The following is a 20,042-nucleotide window of genomic DNA, read 5'->3' as shown; positions in this document are numbered from 1 at the left end:
TCATCTGCTGTGGGCGGTGTCCCAGACCTCGTGCCGGCTGCGCCACCACAGCAGCACCACGATCACGAGGAACGGGACGACGCCCCGGTACTGCTGGATCGCGCTCAGCGACGCCGACAGGCCCTCCAGGCAGCCGAGGACGAGGCCGCCGGCGAGCGTGAGCGGCAGGCTGCGGAAGGCGCCGACCATGGCGACGGCAAAGGCGGTGGCGATGAGGTTGCCCAGCGTGGAGAAGTCGCCGCCGAGCCTCGGCGCCACCAGGAGGATCACCAGTGTGGTGACGGCGCCGATCGCCGCCCACACGCCGACGGCGAGCCTGGGCGCCGGGATGCCGACGACCTCGGCCGTGGCGGGCCGCTCGGACAGCGCCTGCAGCCGCAGGCCGACGAGCGTGCGGTTGAGCAGCAGCCCGACGCCCACCGTGATGAGCACCGCGAACGCCAGCGACACCAGCACCGACTGGGGCACCACGACGCCGCCGACGGTGAACGCGGGCGTGTCGAACGGCGCGGGGAACCGGCGCGCCCCCGTCGTCGTGCCGCCGAACAGCCGCAGGCCGATCGCCATGACGGCCACGTACACGGCGACGGTGACGGCGGCCTTGGTTCGCTCGTCGTGGTCGCCGAACCAGCGGACGAGCACGGCGCCCAGCAGCGCCGACAGCGCCGCCCCCGCCGCGACGCCGAGCGGCAGCGCCAGCCACACGCCCAGCCCGGCGTCCATGAGCGACACCATGACGAAGGCGCCCATCGCGCCGACGGCCGCCATCGTGAAGTTGACCACGGCGACCAGCCGGTAGGTCAGCACGACGCACAGCCCCAGCAGCGCGTACACGCCGCCGCTGGTCAGCCCGGCGACCACGGAATTCAGCATCGAGCACCTCCTAGGCGGGCCTGGCCGGTCACTTCCGGCCAGGGACGATGAAGTCCTCCGGCAGCACCTGCCACTTGCGGTCCTGGACCTTGACGAACCGGCTGCCCTCGATCGGGTTGTGCGCGTCGCCGGGGCCGAAGACGTACGGGGTGCCGACCATCGGGTAGTCGATCGGCCGCATGGTCTTGAACGCCTCCGTCACCGACTCCCGGGTGATCGGGCCCTTGACCGTCTTGAGCACCTGGACGAACACGTCCGCCGCCATCACCGCGCCCTGGCTGAACGCCGTCTTCTGGATCTTGCTCCCGTCGACGATCCTGGCCCAGCGGTCGTTGCCCGGCAGCGTCTCGTCCGTGTACGGCTGCCACTCCGTCCCGGCGTAGGCGTTCATGCCCTCCGGGATGACCTCCGCGTTGGCGTCGGTGTAGCTGTTGGCGCCCATGATGAAGTCCACGTCCTGCATGCCCTGCGTCTTCGCCTGCGCGAACCACGGGCCCACCTGCGCGTTGTAGAGCACCGCCTGGCAGCCCGCGCCCTTGGCCTTGACCAGGTAGGGCGTCGGGTCGCCCTGGCCCACCGAGGTGTCCTTGACCGTGAGCGTCTTGCCGGTGAGGTCGCTCCACTCCTTGATCGCGGCGTCGATGCCGCCGCCGCTGCCGGGCAGCGTCGTGTAGAACATGCAGACCTTGTCGTGCTTGAGCGTCTCGGAGGCGTAGTAGAGCATCGCCGTCAGCAGCTTGAACGGGCCCGGGTTCACCGGGGCGATGTTCGGGCTGGTGAAGCAGGCCGGGTCGACGCCGATCGCCGGGACGGAGACGATGCCGGCGTTGCTGTAGGTCGCCCGGTTGAGACCGCAGTCGACCGCGCTCGACGAGCCGACGAGCGCCACCACCTCCTCCGACTCGATGAGCTCGATCGCCGCCTCCGTCGAACGCTGCGGGTTCATCGCGTCGTCCTTGCTGATGAGCTCCAGCTTGCGGCCCCCGATGCCGCCCGCGGCGTTGACCTCGTCGAAGACCGCCTTGACCGCCTGCGGGACCTCCGGCGTCTGGAACAGGCCGGTGATGCCGTTGATCGAACCCACCTTGATCGGGCCGTCGGCCCCGCCGCCCTCCCCCGAGCAGGCGGCGGAGGCGAGAACCAGGACGGCGGCGGCCGCCGCGGCCAGATGCGAACGCTTCATGTGAGGCACATCCTTCGTCTGGAGGGGTGGGGGGTTCAGGGCACCGGCACGTCCGCGGCGCCGAGGTAGGCGGCCATCACGGCCGGATCCTCGAGGACGTCACCGGTGGGCCCTGAGGCGATGACGTGCCCGAAGTCGAGCACCGTCACCTCCTGACAAGCGGCCCGGACGAGCTCCATGTCGTGCTCGACCAGGAGGATCGACACCCCGAAGCGTCTCGGCGCCTCCACCAGGCACGCGCCGAGCTTCAGGGACTCCGCCGCCGACTGCCCGGCGGCGGGCTCGTCGAGCAGCGCCACCCTCGGCCGCGCCGCGACCGCCGCGGCCACGTCCAGCAGGCGCCGGGTCCCGACGTCCACGATCGACACCGGCACCTCGCCCGGTGGGCAGCCGAAGAACTCCAGCAGCTCGTCCGCCTCCCGCCTGGGCAGCCGCCGGCCGGCGCCGATCGTCAGATACTCGTACTGGGTGAGCTCGGGGGCGATCACCGTCGTCTGGAACGTGCGGCGCAGCCCCCGGCGGGCCCGCGCCGCCGGGGCCAGCCGGTCGATCGGCTGCCCGGCCAGCGTCACCGTGCCCTCGTAACCGGCGACGAAGCCGGTCACGGCGGCGATGAACGTCGACTTGCCCGCCCCGTTCGGCCCGATCAGCCCCACCACGGCGCCGTCGGGCACCGTCAGGTCGACCCCGTCGAGCGCCACCACCTCCCCGAACCGCACCCGCAACCCCCGCACCGCCAACCCCGCCCTCGCTTGGCGGCCACCAGGGGAACTCCCGGCCTGCGCGGCGTCCCCCGCTGCGGCGCCCCCATGCGCCGTGGGGACGGCCTCGCCCCCGCCTGCGGCGATCACACGAGCCTCCGGCACGGGCTCCCGTACGTGCTCCGTACGGGAGCCGCCCTCCGGAAGGCCGTCGCCGGTCGGGGAGCCTGCGCCGGCCGGGCCGGATCCGCCGCCGGCACCCGCAGCACGGGAGGCGACATCCCCCGCCCCGCCGGCACCCGCAGCGCCGGAGGCGGCATCCCCGGCGCGAGGGGTCGCCTCCGCCCCGCCCGGTGCGGCGTCCGGGCGGGGCGGCGGCGCGGGCGCCTGTACGGGTTCCGTACGGGGGGTGTCCTTGAGGTCGCCGGAAGGGGCGCTCGCGGTGATGGGGCCGGTGTCCGGGGTCGGGGGTTGCCCGGAGGTGAGGAGTTTGCGGGCGGCGGCTTCGCGTCTGCGGCCGCGGGTCAGGTCGGTCTGGCTGACGCCGCCGCGTAACGCCAGGATGGCGAAGAGGCCGAAGAGCATCCCGCCGAGGTCCTGGGGCAGTTTGAGCTTCTCCATGACGGTCGCCATGGCCGCGCCGAAGACGCCGCCCATGACGGCCCCTTCGGGGTGGTGCGGCCCGATGAGGATCGCCACGGCGAACAGCGCCAGCGACTGCCCCATGGCGAAGTTGCTGGAGACGACGAGCCCGAGCTGTCCGGCCATCAGCCCGCCCCCGATGCCGGCGATGAAGGAGCTGATCGCGAACGCGGTGAGCTTGCTGCGGGCGACCGAGATGCCGTGGGAGGCGGCGGCGCGTTCGGAGTGGCGCAGTTCGAGCAGCGACATGCCGAGCCGGGTCCGGTTGAACAGGGCCAGCCCGACGGCCAGCAGGGTGAAGACGAGGACGGCGAGGACGAAGTAGGCGCCGTTGGTGGCGAACAGGGAGGGCCTGGTGAGCGTCTTCAGCTCGGTGGTGCCGGGGAACTGGTTGGCGTTGAGCACGATGTCGGCCGAGACGGCGAAGCCGAAGGTGACGATGGCCAGGTTGACGCCGCGGATGCGGAGGGCGGGCAGCCCGATGGCGACGCCGACGGGGACGGCGGCGAGTCCGCCGAGCAGCAGCCAGAGCAGGAAGCCGCCGGGCGCGTCGGCGAGGTTGAGCCGGAGCACGACCCACGCGCCGATGGCGGCGAACGACATCTGGCACAGGGACATGACGCCGGCCCGTCCGACGATCACGCCGTAGCTCTGCATGATCACGGCGCTGACCACGGCGGTGATCGCGAGGTAGATCCAGTAGGGCGGCAGCAGCGCGGGCACGGCGAGGCAGGCCACCAGGGCGGCGCCGAGGCCGAGGCCGAGTGCGCGCCTGTCGACGAGGGTCATCGCGTCTCGCTCTCCGCCGCGGCGGCGACCGGCGCCGGCGGCAGGCCGAAGTAGAACTCGTGCAGCCGTTCGCTCCGGCCGCGCAGCTCGGCGCAGGGCCCGTCGTGCACCACGCGGCCCTTGCGCAGCACGTAGGCGTGGGTGCCGATGTCCAGGGCGAGGTTGGCGAACTGCTCGATGAGGAGGACGGCGATGCCGAGGCCGACCAGGTCGCCGACGGCGTCCATGAGGCGGCGCACGACGACGGGGGCGAGGCCGAGGGACATCTCGTCGATGAGGACGACCTTCGGGCCGGAGACGAGGGTGCGGCCGAGCGCCAGCATCTGCTGCTCGCCGCCGGACAGGTGCCCGGCCTGCAGGGCGCGGCGGTTGCCCAGCTCGGGGAAGAGGTCGTACACCTTGCCGAGGTCGCCCCCGGCGACGAGCAGGTTCTGCTCGACGGTGAGGGTGCGGAAGACGGTGCGGGCCTGCTCGACGTAGCCGAGGCCGGCCTGGGCGCGCCGGTAGGTGGGCAGCTTGCCGATGGGCCGGCCGTCGAGTTGGACCGTTCCGGAGGTCACCGGGGCCAGCCCGGCGATGCCGTCCATGAGCGTCGTCTTGCCGGCGCCGTTGGCGCCGAGGACGACCGTGACGGCGCCGGGGGCGACGTCGAGCGAGACGTCGTGGACGACGGGGACCTCGCGGCGGTTGACGCCGACGCCGCGGAGGCTGAGGACGGGGGCGGTCATCAGAGCGCCCGCAGGGCGGCGATCACCCGGGCGTGCGCGTCGCGCGAGTCGGTCAGCTCGGTGGCGAGCAGGCCGAAGAAGCCGTGGATCAGCCCGTCGTAGCGGACGAGCTCGACGTCGACGCCGGCGTCGGCGAGGCGGCGGGCGTACTCCTCGCCCTCGTCGCGCAGCACGTCGCACTCGGCGCCCAGGACGAGGGCGCGGGGCAGCCGGGACAGGTCGGCGGCGCGCAGCGGCAGCAGGTAGGGGTCGTCGAGGTCCTTGACGTCGCGCGGGTAGGTGGTGAAGAACCACTCCATGCTGGCTTTGGACAGGAAATAGCCGTCGGCGTAGGCGTCGTAGGAGGCGTAGCCGTCGCCGGGGTGGCCGACCACGGGCGAGACGAGGACCTGCAGGCGGATCGGGGGGCCGCCGAGGTCGCGGGCCTTGAGGGCGACGACGGCGGCCAGGTTGCCGCCGGCGCTCTCCCCGCCGACGGCCAGGCGCGCCGGGTCGGCGGCGAGGCGTTCGCCGTGCTCGTGGACCCAGCGCACGGCGGCGTAGCAGTCGTCGGCGGCGGCCGGGTAGGGGTTTTCGGGGGCGAGGCGGTAGTCGACGGAGACGACGACGGCCTCCGCTCCGGCGCAGACGGCCCGGCAGGCGACCTCGTTCTCGTCGAGGCTGCCGATGGTCCAGCCGCCGCCGTGGAACCAGACGAGCGCGGGGAAGGGCCCGTCGCCCTCGGGGCTGTAGACGCGGACGGGGAGGTCGCCGGCCGGGCCCGGGATCACGGTGTCGGCGACGGCGCCCACGGGCTGCAGCCGCTCGGGCATCCGCCAGGCGCTCCGGAACCCCTCGCGCATGGCCTGAGCGTCGAACGCGACGACCGGGCCCTGGTCAGCGACGCTCATGCGGTCGATGATGGACTGCGCCTCGGGATGCAGCGGCATCGTTACCTCCGATCGCCCGGGTGCCTCGCTCAGGCACTCGAAAATCGTATCCGATTCCGTGTACGTTATTCGGAGCCGATCGGCGATGTCTAGAGCGAAGAGGAAGATGTTGCGCAACGAATCCCAGGACGAGGCCGACCTGGTGCTGACCGGGGGTCAGGTCCACACCGTCGACGCCGCCGACCGGGTCGCCGAGGCGATCGCGGTCCGGGGCGGCGCGATCGCCCGTGTCGGCACGGCCGGGGAGGTGGCCCCGCTGATCGGCCGCCGCACCCGCGTCGTCCCGCTGCGCGGCGCGTCGGTGCTGCCCGGCATCAACGACTCCCATCTGCACGGCGTCTGGCTCGGCACGATGTGGCCGTCCCTGCTCATGGACCAGCTCACCGGAGGCGGTCACGGCGACCCTCCGGCCGCGCCCGCGCGCCTGGAGACGAGCGCCGACCGGCGGGCCGCGATCCTGCGCACCGGCGCCCTGCTCGCGACGCTCGGGATCACCAGCTACACCGAGCCCGGCCTGGGCCCCGGCGAGGACGACGGACCGAGCGGCTGCTTCGGCTCGGCGGCCCTGCGCGACTACGCAGACCTGGCCGCCGAGGGCCTGCTGACGGCGCGCGTCACCGCGTTGACGCTGTTCGGCGAGCTCGACGGCGCGAGCTCGCCCGCCGCCCTGCTGGAGGGCCTGCGCGGCTTCGCGCCGCCCGCCGCCGTGCCCGGCTGGTTCCGGGTCTCGGGGGTGAAGGTCTTCGCCGACGGCATCCCGCCGATGCGCACCGCCTGGACGGACGAGCCGTACGAGGACGGCACGTACGGGAGTCTGCTGGTCGAGGGCGGCACCGACGACGAACGCGAGGCCGGGCTGGTCGCGATGATCGACGCGGCGCACGCGGCCGGGCACCAGATCGGCGTGCACGCGACAGGCAGCCGGGCGACGCGGGTCGTCACGCGCGCCCTGGCCGCCGCCCTCGCCCGCGACGGCCGGGACGCCCGCCACTATCTGATCCACGGCGACCTGCTGCACCCGGCGACGCTGAAGGCGATGGCGGCCGCCGGGATCGGGCTCAACACCCAGGCCGGCATCCCGGTCGCCACCGAGGACCTGCTGGTGGCCGCGCTGGGCCGCGAGGCGACGGCGTACGCCTGGCCGGTGGGTGACGCGCTGGCCACCGGGGTGCCGCTCTGCCTCAGCTCCGACGCGCCCGTGCTGACGCCGGACTGGCGGGCGGGCATCGCGGCGGCGGTCACCCGGCAGGGGCCCGACGGGCGGGTGCGCGGGGCGGCGCAGCGGGTGGCGCTCGCCCGGGCGCTGCGCGCGTACACGATCACGCCGGCGTGGCAGGACGGCGCGGAGGCGTGGAAGGGGTCGCTGGAGCCCGGCAAGGTCGCCGACCTGTGCGTGCTGGACGGCGACCTGCTGCGGACCGAGCCGGGGGCGTTACCGCAGGTCCCGGTCCGCATGACGGTGGTGGACGGCCGCGTCGTCCACGAGGCGTAGGAGCGCCGCCGCGACGCCGCCTGCCACGCCCTCGCGCCCGGCCGGCGCCCGCTCAGCGGGCGTCGGCGCCCCAGGCGGCCTCCGGGTGCACGACGTCGCGGTCGACCCAGAGCCCGGCCACGGCGGCGCGCAGCTCGTCGCCGTGCCGCTCCAGCAGGGCGAGCGCGCCGAGGTTGTCGTCGAGCTGGGCCCGCCCGCTGACCCCGACCAGCACGCTGGCCGCCGCCGGGTGGGCCAGGCAGAACGCGATGGCGAGCTGCGCGGGCGTGGCCCCGAAGGACTCGGCGATCCGGCGCAGCTCGGGGTAGGCGGCGCGGATCCGGTCGCGGATGCCGCCCGGGTCGGCGCCGATCTTGCGTTCGGGATGGAGCTTGCCGGCCAGGATGCCGCCCTCGAAGACGTCGGAGGCCTGCAGCCCGAGCCCGTCGGCGAACAGCCGGCCGTAGGGCTCGCCGTCGGGCACCGAGCGCCGGGCCACGCTGTACTTGAGCTGCGCGAACGCGGGCGGCGTCAGCCCTTCGGCCAGCGCGAAGTCGCGGGCGAGGCGCAGGTCGCGGGCCGACCAGTTGTTGACCCCCCAGCAGCCGAACCGCCCGGCCCGCACCAGCTCGGACACGTCGGTCACCACGGCGCGCAGATCGAGCTCGCCGGCGAAGTCACCGAGGACGACGAGGTCGGCGTGGTCGGTGCCGATGCGGTCGAGCGCGACCTCCGCCTGCCCGGCGAAGGAGAGCGCCGGGTAGTCCCACAGCCAGAGCTTGCCGCACAGCAGGTAGTCCTCCCGGGCGACGCCCGCCTCCCTGACGGCCTGGCCGAAGATCACGTCGGTGACGGCGTTCTCGGCGTGCGGGCCGAAGTCGTAATGGGCCACGTCGAACAGGTTGACGCCGCGCGCGACGGCCGTGCCGATCAGCTCGGCCACCTGCTCGCGCGGCATGCGGTCCCAGGTGTTCCACGAGCCGAGGCCGAGGACCGGGACCTCCGGGCCGCCGTCGCCGAGCCTGCGCCGGGGCACCTGACCTGAGAATTCCACGCCTGCCTCCCTTGGGGGTGGGTGCGGCCCCTGGCCGCCGTCCGCTGAATCGTATAGCATTCCCCATATCCTTCTGCCGTACAAGGAGTGCACCCCCCATGTCATCTCTCAACGGCCCCGAGCGGATCGTGCAGGTGGCCACCGGCTACATGGCCGCCAAGCAGCTCTTCGCGGCGAGCGAGGCGGGCCTGTTCCGCGCCCTGGCCGCAGGGCCCGCGTCCGTCGCCGAGCTCTCGGCCGCGACCGGCCTGCCCGAGCGCACCGCCCGCGTCCTGGCCGACGCGATGGCCGGCCTCGGCCTGCTGGAGCGCGACCACGGCCGCTACTCCAACGGTCCCGCCGCCGCCCGCTACCTCGCCGGGTCGGGCGACGACGTCGACCTGGGCCCGTGGCTGACGTTCCTCGACACGATCAGCTACGGGCACTGGCTCGGCTTCGGCGAGAGCGCCCGCACCGCCAAGCCCGCCCAGCTCGACCTGGGCGGCGACCGGATGCGCGTGTTCCTGTCGGGCGTGATGACCTACAACGCGCTGCACGCCAGGATGCTCGCCGGGCACTACGACTTCTCCCGGCACGAGCGCGTGATCGACTTCGGCGGGCTGTCCGGGTCGTTCCTGGCCGAGGCGCTGCGCGCGGCCCCGGGGCTGCGCGGCGTGTTCTTCTCCGGCGGCGACCTGGCCGTGCACGCCGGCAACACGCTGGTCGCCGCCGGGGTGGGCGACCGGGCCGAGGTCGTCGACGGCGACCTGCTCGACGGCGACGTGCCCGAGGGCTTCGACCTGGTGCTGCTGGAGCACGTGGCGCACCGCTACGACGCCGCCCAAAACCTGCGCATCGCCGAGCGGGCCCGCCGGGCCGCCACGCCGGGGGCGACGCTCCTGCTGCTCGACTTCTTCCTCGACTCCGACGACCGGCAGCGGCCGCTCGACGCGCTGCACGCCGCCGAATACCTGGTCATCGACGGCACCGTCGTCTACCCGGACGACGAGGTGCGGGGCTGGCTGCGGGCGGCCGGCTGGGAGCCGGTCGAGACGCGGACCCTGCCGGGCAGCCCGCGCGTCATCGTGGCGGAGGCCCGATGAACGGCGAGGGCCCGGCGATCGGCGCAGGCCCGGTGGGCGGCGAGGGCCCCGTGAGCGGTGGGGGCCGGGTGGTCGTCGTCACCGGGGCGGCCAGCGGCATCGGCCGGGCCGTCGCCGGGGCGTTCGCCGAGGCCGGGGAGCGGGTCGTGATCGCCGACGCCGACGGGGTGGCCGCCAAGGCGGCGGCCGGCGAGCTCGGCGCGCTCGCCGTGACGATGGACGTCACCGACGCCGCGTCGGTCGCCGACGGCCTGGCCGTGGTGGCCGGGCGGCTCGGCCCGGTCGAGGTGCTGGTCAACAACGCGGGCGTGGTCGCAGGCGGCGGCCCGCTCACGGACCTGCCGCTGGAGGTGTTCGACCGGGTCGTGGCCGTCAACCTGCGCGGCACGTTCACCGTCACGCAGGCCGCCGCCCGCCAGATGATCGCGGCCGGCCGGGGCGGCTGCGTCGTCAACATCAGCTCGATCGGCGCCCGCCAGCCCACGGCGGGCCTGGGCCACTACGAGGCCACCAAGGCCGGTGTCGACGCGCTGACCAGGACCGGCGCGCTGGAGCTGGCCGGGCACGGCATCCGGGTCAACGGCGTGGCCCCCGGCCCGGTGCACACGCCGATGACGGCCGGGCTGATGGCCGACCCGCAGGCCCGCGCGGCCTGGGAGGCGCGCATCCCGCTGGGCCGCATCGCCGAGACGGGCGACGTGACGCCGCTCGTGGTGTTCCTCGCCTCGCCCGCCGCCCGGCACATCACGGGCGTGGTGGTGCAGGTCGACGGCGGGCAGCTCCTGGTCTGAGAACGCGCCTGCGGCGCACCGGGCCACGCGGGCCGGTGCGCCGCACGGCGGGTCAGGGCCGCACGGGTGGGTCAGGGCCGCACGAGTGGTCAGGGCCGCACGGGTGGGTCAGAGGGACTGCGGCGACAGGTGCGCGTTGTGCAGCGCGTCGGCGGTCGCGATCTTGTGCGCGCACGCCACCCGTTCGATCTCGGCCCCGGGGGCGCCCGCGGCGATCAGGTCGAGCAGGTGCTCGTGCTCCTCGACCGAGCGGCGGGCCCGCCCCGGCACGTGGCCGAAGGACGAGCGACGCATGTGGTCGAGCCGCGCCCACTCCGCCTCCAGCAGCGCCCGCAGGTGCTCGTCGGGGCAGTGCTGGTAGATCGAGAAGTGGAACTCGCGGTTGAGCGCGGTGAACGACGGCGGGTCGAACTCCTCCAGCGCCGCCACCATCCGCGCGTTGATTTCGCGTGACTGCTTGAGGTGGGACGCCTTCATGCGCGGCGCGGAGATCGCGGTGGCGTAGCCCTCCAGCCGCGCCAGGACCTGCAGCGAGTGCTCCACCTGGGCGGAGTCGAACATGGCGACCCGCGCGCCGATGTTGCGCACGATCTCGACCAGCCCGTCGGACTGCAGCCGCCGCACGGCCTCGCGCAGCGGGATGGTGCTGACCCCGGTCTCGCGGGCGAGCTGGTCCATGACGAGCCGGTAGCCCGGCCCGTACGTGCCGTCGATGATGCGCGAGCGGAGCAGCTCATAGCTCAGCTCGGCCTTGGAGGCCCTGGCCCGCGCGGACCCCTTCGCGGAACTCACCGATGTCCCCTCACTCTCGGCCGGACGCCGGGCCACCACGGACGACCGGCGGCAGGCGGCCGGACGCCGGCGCCCGCTCCGCCGGTCGTTCTCTGCTTGATCACTGTAGGAGCACCCTCAGGACGGCGTCGCGGAACCCGGCGCCGGCGAGGGCCTGGAAGTGGTCGCCGGGAACCGTGACCGGCTCCGTGGCGCCGGCCAACTCGACGATACGCCCGATCCCGTCGCTCATCACGTCGTCTTTTCCCACCACGAACACCGGCGGGCGCTCGCCGCCCCACGCGCGCGGCTCGAACGGGGTGTCGCGCAGCCCTTCGACGCAGAGCGCCAGCCCGGCGGCGCGTTCGCCGGCGGCCCGCGCCAGGCCGGCGATCGCCGAGGTGAGCGGGTCGGCGGGCTCGCCCTCACCGGCGACGGCCCGGCGCAGGGCGGCCACGTCGACGGCCGCGAACGGCTCCACGGGGCTGAGCCCGCCGAGCACGGCGCGGCGCACGCGGCCCGGGGCCGCTTCGGGCAGCTCCCAGGCGAGCCGTGCCCCCAGCGAGTAGCCGACCACGTCGAACGCGCCCCCGGCCGGAGCTGGAACCCCCGCCAGGGCCTGGTCGAGGGCGGTCACCAGGGCCGCGGCGACGGCCTTGGCGCCGGCGTCGGCGGGCGAGGCGGGGGCGGGACTGTCACCGTGGCCGGGCAGGTCGGGCGCCACCACGACGCGCCCGGCGGCGGTCAGCGCGCCGGCGATGCCCGTCTCGGCCCAGTCGCGCCCGCCGTCGGAGCCGAAGCCGTGCACGAGCAGCACGGGCGGCGCGTCCGCGGCCCGGTCGGGAGTGAACACCCGCACGGCCAGGCCGGCACGGTCCCCCATCGCTTCACACCTTTCCCCGCCAACTTTCGCATACGATATCGGATCGTAGCTTAACGGTCTCAGTTCACGATTTCGGGCACCGGGAAGTCGACCACGACCTGACCGGTGCCGCTGCTGCCGAAGTACGGGCACAGCTGCTCGCCCTTGCCCGTGTAGCGGTCCCAGCCGAGCAGGCCGAAGAGCATCGCGGTGTCGGCCATCGCTCCCTCCCCCGTGCAGCGCTCGTTGTAGTCGGGCAGCATCTTGAGGAACTCGGCGATCCTGCCCTCGGTCCACATGTCGAGCACCGACAGGTCGACCTTCCGGTTGATCTCGCTGCTCACGTCGTTGAGCAGCGACTCGGCGATCTCGTTGGGCGGGAAGGCGTGCGACAGCGAGCCGCTGGCCAGGAAGGCCACCTTGCGGTCGCTGCGCCGCACGGCACGGGCCAGGGCCTCGCCGATGCGGCGGTTCTCCTCGATCGAGGAGTAGATGTTGCAGCCGATCGGCAGCACGCGGACGGCCGGGTCGCCGTTCATGAAGTACATCGGCACCAGCGTCGCGTACTCCAGACCGAGGTCCTTGTAGGTGTGGACGCGGGCCTTCTGGCCGCCGGCGACGATCTCCTCGCGGATCAGCTCGGCCAGCTCGGGGTCGCCGGGATAGTCGTACTCCAGGTCGTGGATGAAGTGCGGCAGCTCGTGGCTGACGTAGGAGGCGCGGTGGCGCTCCTTGCCGTTGAGGTGGAAGCCGATGCTGTTCATCCAGTGGGTGTCGGCGACGAGGAAGGTGTCGGCGCCGCGCTCGCGGGCCCGCTCGCCGACCTCGGTCAGCGCCAGCTCGGCGGGCCTGCGGATGCCGAAGTGCTCACCCGGCTGGATGGACAGCCAGATCGACGGCACATGTGTGATCTTCGCCGCCAGGACGATCTCTCCCATGACGCCCCTCCAGGTGGTACGGGTCCCGTCTCCCGGCCCAGGTGGCGGCCTCGTGGCCGCTCCGGGGCCCTGCCGGGCATGGCCAATCATGTACGAATTCAAATATCTTTGTCTATAGCTCTCCCTTGATCCCTCGGATATCATTCACGATGTCCTATATGATTTGGGAGCTGATGTGGCACACCCGCTCGGCCTGACGCCATCCAAGATCATCGCGGTCCACCTCAACTACCGCAGCCGCGCGGCCGAACGTGGGCGCACCCCGGCCGTCCCCTCCTACTTTCTCAAGCCGCCGTCCTCGTTGTCCTGGTCCGGCCGGCCCGTCGTCCGTCCCGCCGGGTGCGACCTGCTCGCCTTCGAGGGCGAGATCGCGCTCGTCATCGGCGAGCGCGCCCACCGGGTCCCCCGCGAGCGGGCGCTCGGCTGCGTGGCGGGCTACACCGCGGCCAACGACTTCGGCGTCTACGACTTCAAGCACGCCGACCAGGGCTCCAACCTGCGGGCGAAGGGACAGGACGGCTACACGCCGGTCGGCCCCGCGATCCTCACCGGCGCCGACCCCGCCGCGCTGCGGCTGCGCACGTACGTGAACGGCGAGCTCGTCCAGGACGCCGGCACGGACGAGCTGCTGTTCGGCTTCGACCTGCTGATCGCGGACCTGTCGCGGCTCATGACGCTGGAGCCCGGCGACCTCGTCCTGACCGGCACCCCGGCCGGCTCCACGGTCGTGCGGCCCGGCGACGTGGTGGAGGTGGAGCTGGAGGGCGCGGGCCGGCTGCGCAACGAGATCGTCGCCGACCCGGAGCCGCTGCCCGCCTGGGGCGCGCAGCCCCGCGCCACCGGCGAGACCCGCGCCGCCGCCTTCGGATCCGCCGCGGCTCCCCGTACGGGAGCCCTCGACGAGGAGACCGCGGCGGCGCTGCGGTCGGTGTCGACCGCCACGCTGTCGTCGCAGCTGCGCAGGCGCGGCATCGACCACCACTTCGTCGAGGGCGTCCGCCCCACCCGGCCCGACCTGCGCATGGTCGGCGTGGCGCGGACGCTGCGGTACGTGCCGCTGCGCGAGGACGTGTTCGGCGAGATCGGCGGCGGCATGAACGCCCAGAAGCGCACCGTGGAGCAGATCCGCCCCGGCGAGGTCCTGGTGATCGAGGCGCGCGGCGACCACGGCGCGGGCACGCTGGGCGACATCCTCGCCCTGCGGGCGCTGCGCCGGGGGGCGGCCGGGGTGGTGACCGACGGCGGGCTGCGCGACAGCCCGTCGTTCGGGGCGCTGGACCTGCCCGCCTACTACGCCGTGCCGCACGCCGCGGTGCTGGGCCGCCGGCACGTGCCGATGGACTCGCAGGTTCCGGTGGCCTGCGGCGGCGTGCTGGTGATGCCCGGCGACGTGCTCGTGGGCGACGCCGAGGGCGTGGTCGTCATCCCGCCCGGCCTGGCGGCCGAGGTGGCGCGCGACGCCGCCCGGCAGGAGGACGAGGAGCGCTTCATTTACGAACGGGTGGCCGCGGGCGCGTCCGTCGACGGGCTCTACCCGATGAACCAAGCCTCGCGGGAGGCGTACCAGGCGTGGCGTGACGCCCGGTGACGACCGCGCGCAGGTCTGATCGTGCAGCAAGGAGTGATCACATGAAGTTCCGTTCGGATCCGGCGGCCATCCGCGGGTCCATCGCCCCGGTGGTGACCCCGTTCACCGAGGACGGCGAGCTCGACGTCGACTCGCTGCAGGCGCTGGTGCGCTGGCAGCTCGACCGGGGCTCGCACGGCATCTCCACCGGCGGCTCCACCGGAGAGCCCGGGGCGCAGAGCGTCAAGGAGCGGATCGCCGCGATGACGGCGGTGGCCGAGGAGACCGCCGACCGGGTGCCGTTCCTGCCGGGCACCGGCTCGGCCAAGCTGGACGAGACGCTGCGCCTCACCGCCGAGGCCGAGCGGCTGGGCGCCGACGCGGCGCTCGTCATCACCCCCTACTACGCGCGCCCGACGCAGGAGGCGCTGTTCCGCTGGTACGCGACGGTGGCGGCGGAGTTCCCCGGGCTGCCGATCGTCATCTACAACGTGCCCTCGCGCACGGCGGTGGACATCGCGCCCGATACCGTCGCCCGGCTGCGGCGCGCCCACGACAACATCGTGGGCATCAAGGAGACCACCAAGGACTTCGAGCACTTCTCCCAGGTGCTGCACCGGTGCGGGCGCGACTTCCTGATGTGGTCGGGCATCGAGCTGCTGTGCCTGCCGCTGCTGGCGATCGGCGGCGCCGGCTTCGTCAGCGCGGCGGCCAACCTCGCCCCGGCGGCCGTGGCCCGCATGTACACCGCCTACACCGAGGGCGACCACCGCACCGCCCTGGACCTGCACTACGCCCTGCATCCCCTGGTGGAGCTGCTGTTCGTGGAGACGAACCCGGCCCCGGCCAAGTGGGTGCTGGAGCGGCGCGGGCTGATCGCCTCCGGGCACGTCCGGCCGCCCCTGATCACGCCGACCGAGGCGGGCGCCGCCCGGATCGAGGAACTGCTGGCACAGAGCGAGGAAGTCGTCCGATGAACCTTGAGCACTACATCGACGGCGCGCACGTGCCGAGCGTGTCCGGCGCGACGTTCACCGCGCTGGAGCCGGCCACGAACCGGCCCTACCTGACGGTCGCCGCCGGCGGTCCCGAGGACGTGAGCGCCGCCGTGTCGGCCGCGCGCAAGGCGTTCACCGACGGGCCGTGGCCCCGGATGACGGGCGAGGAGCGGGCCGCCGTGCTGCGCGCGATCGCCGCCGCGATCGAGACCCGCGACGAGAGCATCGCCGCGCTGGAGTGCCGCGACACCGGCCTGCCGATCGCGCAGGCACGCGGCCAGGCCCGCCGGGCCGCACAGAACTTCCGCTTCTTCGCCGACGTGATCACCACGCTCGGCGAGGACGTCTACCGGGTCGGCTCGGCCCAGCTCAACTACGTGGTGCGCAAGCCCGTCGGGGTGGCCGGGCTGATCACGCCGTGGAACACCCCGTTCATGCTGGAGACCTGGAAGCTCGCGCCCGCGCTCGCGGCGGGCTGCCCGGTCGTGCTCAAGCCCGCCGAGTGGTCCCCGCTGTCGGCCGGCCTGCTGCCGGAGATCATGGAGGAGGCCGGGCTGCCCACCGGGGTGTTCAACCTGGTGCACGGCATCGGCGAGGAGGCCGGCGCGGCGCTGGTCGCGCACCCCGACGTGCCGGTGATCTCCTTCACCGGCGAGACCGGGACCGGCCGCACCATCATGCGCGCGGCCGCCGACGGGCTGAAGACGCTGTCGATGGAGCTCGGCGGCAAGTCCCCGCTGGTGGTGTTCGACGACGCCGACCTGGAGCGGGCGCTCGACGCCGCGGTCTTCGGCGTGTTCTCGCTCAACGGCGAGCGCTGTACGGCCAGCTCGCGCGTCCTGGTGCAGGACACGGTGTACGAGGAGTTCGTGACGCGGCTGGCGGCGCGGGCCTCGCGCGTCCGGGTCGGATCGCCGGACGACCCCGCCACGGAGCTGGGCGCGCTCATCCACCCCGAGCATCACGCCCGGGTGATGGAGTACGTGCGGACCGGCGTGGAGGAGGGCGCCCGGCTCGTGGCGGGCGGCTCGCGGCCCGAGGCGCTGCCCGACGGCAACTTCCTGGCCGCCACGGTGTTCGCCGACGTGACCCCCGGCATGCGGATCTTCCAGGAGGAGATCTTCGGGCCGGTGGTGTGCGTCACCCCGTTCGCCACCGAGACCGAGGCGCTGGAGCTGGCCAACGCCACCCGCTACGGGCTGGCCGCGTACCTGTGGACCAACGACCTGCGGCGCACGCACCGGCTCGCGCAGGGCATCGAGGCGGGGATGCTCTGGGTCAACTCGCAGAACGTGCGCGACCTGCGTACCCCGTTCGGCGGGGTGAAGGCCAGCGGGCTGGGCCGGGAGGGCGGGCGGCACAGCATCGACGTCTACACCGAGTCGCACATCGTGCACCTGGCCACCGAGGACCTGCCCATCCCCCGCTTCGGGATCGCGGAGCCGGCCTGAGCTTCCTTCGGCCGGCGGGGAGCCGTGCGGGCGGTGACGAGCGCCGTCCGGGTGAGCGGCGCGTGGTCCGGGTGAGGAGCGGGCAGCCGGGTGAGGCGCGGGCGGCCGGCCGCCTCGCCCGCTCCCCCGCCTTCAGCCGCGCTACGCCCGCACGTCCAGCCGGACCAGCGCGCCGATCTCGACGAGCTGGTCCGGCAGGGCGAGGTCGGCCACTCCCAGGACCGTGCTCGTCGGACGGTGCTCCCCGACGTACTCGGCGTGCAGCCGCGCGGTCGTGTCGAAGTTCTCCCGCAGGTTCCTGACCAGCACGGTCGTCTCCACGATCTGGCCGCGGGTGGCGCCGAAATGCGCCAGGACCAGGTCGAGGTTGGCCAGCGTGGTCTTCATCTGCAGCTCGAAGTCACCGGCGCCGACGAACTCGCCGGCGGCGTCGTGCGAGAGCTGCCCCGAGACGTACAGCGTGTCGCGGGCCTGCAGCGCCTGGCTGTAGCCGTACGCGTCCTCCCACGGCACACCGAAACGGAACGTTCTGGGCTTGACGGTCACGACGTACCCCCTGCCTACCGTGTGACCCGCACCCGGCGCGGGAGCGCCGGAGACGCTGCGATGATCATCACGTGCCGCTGAACGCCGCCGCCTTCCGGCGCATTCCTTCCGCCACGCCTTGGACCCCATGAATTGCCGTCACGTTACGTGTTCATCATGTAACAATGAGCTTCATGCCGTCCCCTCCACATGACGCGCTCGTCTCCATGTTCCGCGACCGGCCGCAACTGGCGGTGGAGATCCTGCGCGACCTCATCGGGAAACAGCTCCCCGAGACTCCTCTCGTGCGGGTGGAGCCCAACACGTTCAACACGCGGCCCTCCGACGACTTCGACGCCGACCTCGTCCTCTCCATGGGCCCGCCGCAGTCCCCGGCCCACGCCATCGTCGTCGAGATCCAGCAGGACACCTCCAAGGACCCCAGGAAGCTGGCCCGCTACGCCGCCTCGCTGTGGCTGATGATGCACTGCGACGCCACCGTCCTGGTCGTCTGCCCCAACCGGGCCACCGCCGTCCATTACATGCGTCCCGTCGACTCCGGGCTGACCGGCTACCGCCTGCACCCCTGCGTCCTCGGCCCCGACTCCATCCCCGCCATCACCGACGCCAAGGAAGCCACCGCCCACCTCGACCTCGCCACGATGTCCGTCATGGTCCACGGCCGCAACCGCAAGGTCATCGAAGCCTTCGCCACGGCCTTGGCCGACACCGCCGACGATCACGCTCCGCAGTACTATGAATACGCCTACAGCATGTCCGCGCCGGAGATTCGCCAGCTCCTGGAGGAGATCATGACGTCCACCACCTGGCCCGTCTACAGCCCCTTCGCCCGCGAACACTTCGGCCGCGGCAAGGACGAGGGACGGGAGGAAGGCCGAGAAGAGGGCAAAGCCGAAGAAGCCGCCAAGCTGGTCATCCTCGTACTCACCGCCCGCGGCTTCACCCTCCCCGACCAAACGCACACCCAGATCACCACCTGCAAAGACCTCAACCAGCTGGAAACCTGGGCCACCAAAGCAGCCACCATCCAAACCCTCGACGAACTGTTCGCCTGAGGTCAGAAGTGGCCGAAGTCCCCGTGCCGCCCGGCCCCGGCCCGGAACCGGGCCGCGCCTCCGGCCGCACCCGGCAGCGAGACGAGCCCGCGGCGTACCTCGTTGCGCATCGCCTCCGCCGGGGGCAGCCCGTGCTGCTCCAGCACTGACATCCGGTCCCCCCGCAGGCATTCCTGCGGGAACCGGGCGATCTCTCCCGCCAGTTCCTCGGCGTGCCGCCGTGCCGTCCCGCCCGGCACCAACCGGTTGACCAGCCCCATCTCGTACGCCTCCCGCGCCGGGACGGGGCGGCCGGTAAGGATCAGGTCCATCGCCCGGCTCTGCCCGATGAGACGCGGCAGCCGTACAGTGCCGCCGTCGATGAGCGGCACGCCCCAGCGGCGGCAGAACACGCCGAACACCGCGTCCTCCTCCGCCACCCGCAGGTCGCACCAGAGGGCCAGTTCCAGCCCGCCGGCGACGGCGTGCCCGGCGACGGCGGCGATCACCGGCTTCGTCAGCCGCAGCCGCGTCGGCCCCATCGGCCCGTCGCCGTCCTCCCCGACGTGGTTGTCCAGCGCCTTGAGATCGGCGCCCGAGCAGAACGTGCCGCCCTCCCCCCACAGCACGGCCACGGCGGCGTCGGACGCGTCGAACTCCCGGAACGCGTCGGCCAGCGCGGCGGCGGTCTTGCCGTCGACGGCGTTGCGTACGCCGGGCCTGCTGAGCACGACGGTGGTGACGGGGCCGTCGCGCTCCACTCGTACGGTCATGGGTGCCTCCCTGGATCCCTCGCCACGCCTCACGCTACGGCGGAAGCCGACGCCGTACCAGGCCGATTCGTCTCGATAGAAGGGCACCCAGTTGCCGAATCACGTGGCCGTGGCCGATCAGGCGGGCTTGTCCAGGAGAATTGGCTTGAGCTGGCGGAAGAATTCGGTCGCATCCGCGAGGGAGTCGCGGCCCGGCGCACCTTCCATAATGTTGACGACAAGTAGGCGGGCGTAGTCCGGTGTCCACCCGTAGACGGAGGCGATGGTCTGATCCTTGGCATTCTTACGTCGTGCGGTGAAGCCCGGACCCAATTCAGCAGGCAAGTCAGTTCCTCCGCTGGTCGCCTTGGTGTTCTCCAGGTCCGCTGCGTCATCTGTGGACGGGTCGAAAAGTTCGATCAGGAGCCCTCGATCGCCTCCAGGGGTTAGATCCTCCATCACCGTGCACGACTCGAAACGCCGGCCCATGTCCATCTTCGTACCGCGTGCCGTGTAGTCATTGAGGCCGGTGGCGAGCTTGATGGCGTTCGCCGAGATCAGGTCGCATTCTCTCGGTTCGGCGGTCACGTTACCCAGCGTTCGGGTGTCCTGTGGCGGAGGCGGAGGAGTTGAGCACCCCGCCGCGAGGCCGATGGCGACAAGCAGCGGGATCAGCGACGGTTTCATCCTCATGAGCCATTTTTGTTGTAGTAGTTTTTGGCCTTCTCGAACCCGAGCGCGATGGACTCGTCAGGGCGGCCGAAGACGCGGCCTGTCTCGTTCAGTGAGCCGTTTTCATCCCCGGCGGCGGGCTGCTGATCACAGCATGATCGCAAGGTTCACGTTCGCCTGCTGACATGGCGAAACCCCTGGTAGACGG

At 72.8% G+C, this 20,042-nt stretch carries 19 protein-coding genes; 7 read left to right on the top strand and 12 right to left on the bottom strand.

Features of this window, described 5'->3' with window-relative positions:
• From ACWDXC_RS36590 to ACWDXC_RS36570, 5 genes are read right to left on the bottom strand one after another with little or no spacing between them, the layout of a single operon-like run.
• Positions 1-873 (bottom strand): branched-chain amino acid ABC transporter permease, encoded by an 873-nt coding sequence (locus tag ACWDXC_RS36590; RefSeq protein WP_219511087.1) that lies wholly within the window; start codon positions 871-873, stop codon positions 1-3.
• A 28-nt stretch (positions 874-901) separates the two neighbouring features.
• On the bottom strand, positions 902-2,056 hold the full coding sequence (locus ACWDXC_RS36585) for an ABC transporter substrate-binding protein (protein ID WP_449990028.1): 1,155 nt from the start codon (positions 2,054-2,056) through the stop codon (positions 902-904).
• Positions 2,057-2,091: 35 nt separating this feature from the next.
• Complete coding sequence (locus ACWDXC_RS36580; RefSeq protein ID WP_449990025.1) at positions 2,092-4,188, bottom strand: ABC transporter permease subunit; 2,097 nt, start codon at positions 4,186-4,188, stop codon at positions 2,092-2,094.
• Positions 4,185-4,916 carry an ABC transporter ATP-binding protein gene (locus tag ACWDXC_RS36575; protein WP_449990022.1) on the bottom strand — a complete coding sequence of 244 codons (732 nt, stop codon included), beginning with the start codon at positions 4,914-4,916 and terminating at the stop codon, positions 4,185-4,187. The genes ACWDXC_RS36580 and ACWDXC_RS36575 overlap by 4 nt, the downstream gene beginning before the upstream one ends.
• Positions 4,916-5,806, bottom strand: coding sequence for an alpha/beta hydrolase (locus ACWDXC_RS36570; RefSeq protein WP_449990020.1), 891 nt, complete (start codon positions 5,804-5,806; stop codon positions 4,916-4,918). The genes ACWDXC_RS36575 and ACWDXC_RS36570 overlap by 1 nt, the downstream gene beginning before the upstream one ends.
• Positions 5,807-5,951: 145 nt before the next feature.
• Here ACWDXC_RS36570 and ACWDXC_RS36565 point away from each other — a divergent pair, with 145 nt between their 5' ends.
• Positions 5,952-7,337 carry an amidohydrolase gene (locus ACWDXC_RS36565; RefSeq protein WP_449990018.1) on the top strand — a complete coding sequence of 462 codons (1,386 nt, stop codon included), beginning with the start codon at positions 5,952-5,954 and terminating at the stop codon, positions 7,335-7,337.
• Positions 7,338-7,389: 52 nt separating this feature from the next.
• On the opposite strand, the gene ACWDXC_RS36560 is transcribed toward ACWDXC_RS36565, so the two are convergent.
• Positions 7,390-8,370, bottom strand: coding sequence for an aldo/keto reductase (locus tag ACWDXC_RS36560; RefSeq protein WP_449990014.1), 981 nt, complete (start codon positions 8,368-8,370; stop codon positions 7,390-7,392).
• Positions 8,371-8,468: 98 nt separating this feature from the next.
• On the opposite strand from ACWDXC_RS36560, the gene ACWDXC_RS36555 reads away from it, so the two are divergent.
• The gene (locus ACWDXC_RS36555) at positions 8,469-9,452 is read left to right on the top strand and encodes a methyltransferase (protein WP_449990011.1); all 984 of its coding nucleotides are present in this window, start codon (positions 8,469-8,471) and stop codon (positions 9,450-9,452) included.
• Complete coding sequence (locus ACWDXC_RS36550; RefSeq protein ID WP_449990008.1) at positions 9,449-10,243, top strand: SDR family NAD(P)-dependent oxidoreductase; 795 nt, start codon at positions 9,449-9,451, stop codon at positions 10,241-10,243. Before ACWDXC_RS36555 ends, ACWDXC_RS36550 begins: the two co-directional genes overlap by 4 nt.
• Before the next feature lie 108 nt (positions 10,244-10,351).
• On the opposite strand, the gene ACWDXC_RS36545 is transcribed toward ACWDXC_RS36550, so the two are convergent.
• The 3 genes from ACWDXC_RS36545 to hpaD form a co-directional block, all read right to left on the bottom strand.
• Positions 10,352-11,035 carry a GntR family transcriptional regulator gene (locus ACWDXC_RS36545; RefSeq protein ID WP_219511072.1) on the bottom strand — a complete coding sequence of 228 codons (684 nt, stop codon included), beginning with the start codon at positions 11,033-11,035 and terminating at the stop codon, positions 10,352-10,354.
• Positions 11,036-11,135: 100 nt separating this feature from the next.
• The gene (locus tag ACWDXC_RS36540) at positions 11,136-11,897 is read right to left on the bottom strand and encodes an alpha/beta fold hydrolase (RefSeq protein WP_449990005.1); all 762 of its coding nucleotides are present in this window, start codon (positions 11,895-11,897) and stop codon (positions 11,136-11,138) included.
• 59 nt (positions 11,898-11,956) lie between these two features.
• Positions 11,957-12,814: a 3,4-dihydroxyphenylacetate 2,3-dioxygenase gene (gene hpaD, locus ACWDXC_RS36535; RefSeq protein WP_449990002.1), complete on the bottom strand. Its 858-nt coding sequence runs from the start codon at positions 12,812-12,814 to the stop codon at positions 11,957-11,959.
• 175 nt (positions 12,815-12,989) lie between these two features.
• On the opposite strand from hpaD, the gene ACWDXC_RS36530 reads away from it, so the two are divergent.
• From ACWDXC_RS36530 to hpaE, 3 genes are read left to right on the top strand one after another with little or no spacing between them, the layout of a single operon-like run.
• Entirely contained in the window at positions 12,990-14,402 is a 1,413-nt protein-coding gene (locus ACWDXC_RS36530) for a fumarylacetoacetate hydrolase family protein (protein ID WP_449989999.1), read from the top strand.
• A 41-nt stretch (positions 14,403-14,443) separates the two neighbouring features.
• Entirely contained in the window at positions 14,444-15,358 is a 915-nt protein-coding gene (gene dapA, locus ACWDXC_RS36525; RefSeq protein WP_449989996.1) for a 4-hydroxy-tetrahydrodipicolinate synthase, read from the top strand.
• Complete coding sequence (hpaE, locus tag ACWDXC_RS36520; protein WP_449989994.1) at positions 15,355-16,830, top strand: 5-carboxymethyl-2-hydroxymuconate semialdehyde dehydrogenase; 1,476 nt, start codon at positions 15,355-15,357, stop codon at positions 16,828-16,830. Before dapA ends, hpaE begins: the two co-directional genes overlap by 4 nt.
• A gap of 141 nt (positions 16,831-16,971) precedes the next feature.
• Here hpaE and ACWDXC_RS36515 read toward each other — a convergent pair whose 3' ends face one another.
• Positions 16,972-17,376: a RidA family protein gene (locus ACWDXC_RS36515; RefSeq protein WP_449989991.1), complete on the bottom strand. Its 405-nt coding sequence runs from the start codon at positions 17,374-17,376 to the stop codon at positions 16,972-16,974.
• A 164-nt stretch (positions 17,377-17,540) separates the two neighbouring features.
• Here ACWDXC_RS36515 and ACWDXC_RS36510 point away from each other — a divergent pair, with 164 nt between their 5' ends.
• Positions 17,541-18,431 (top strand): hypothetical protein, encoded by an 891-nt coding sequence (locus ACWDXC_RS36510; RefSeq protein ID WP_449989988.1) that lies wholly within the window; start codon positions 17,541-17,543, stop codon positions 18,429-18,431.
• Positions 18,432-18,433: 2 nt separating this feature from the next.
• Here ACWDXC_RS36510 and ACWDXC_RS36505 read toward each other — a convergent pair whose 3' ends face one another.
• Complete coding sequence (locus ACWDXC_RS36505) at positions 18,434-19,183, bottom strand: crotonase/enoyl-CoA hydratase family protein (protein WP_219511056.1); 750 nt, start codon at positions 19,181-19,183, stop codon at positions 18,434-18,436.
• Positions 19,184-19,300: 117 nt separating this feature from the next.
• Positions 19,301-19,750 (bottom strand): hypothetical protein, encoded by a 450-nt coding sequence (locus tag ACWDXC_RS36500; protein WP_449989984.1) that lies wholly within the window; start codon positions 19,748-19,750, stop codon positions 19,301-19,303.
• Positions 19,751-20,042 lie beyond the last annotated feature (292 nt).

This window comes from Nonomuraea sp. NPDC003214, from assembly GCF_053590035.1.
This window is presented reverse-complemented; position numbering and strand designations above follow the sequence as displayed.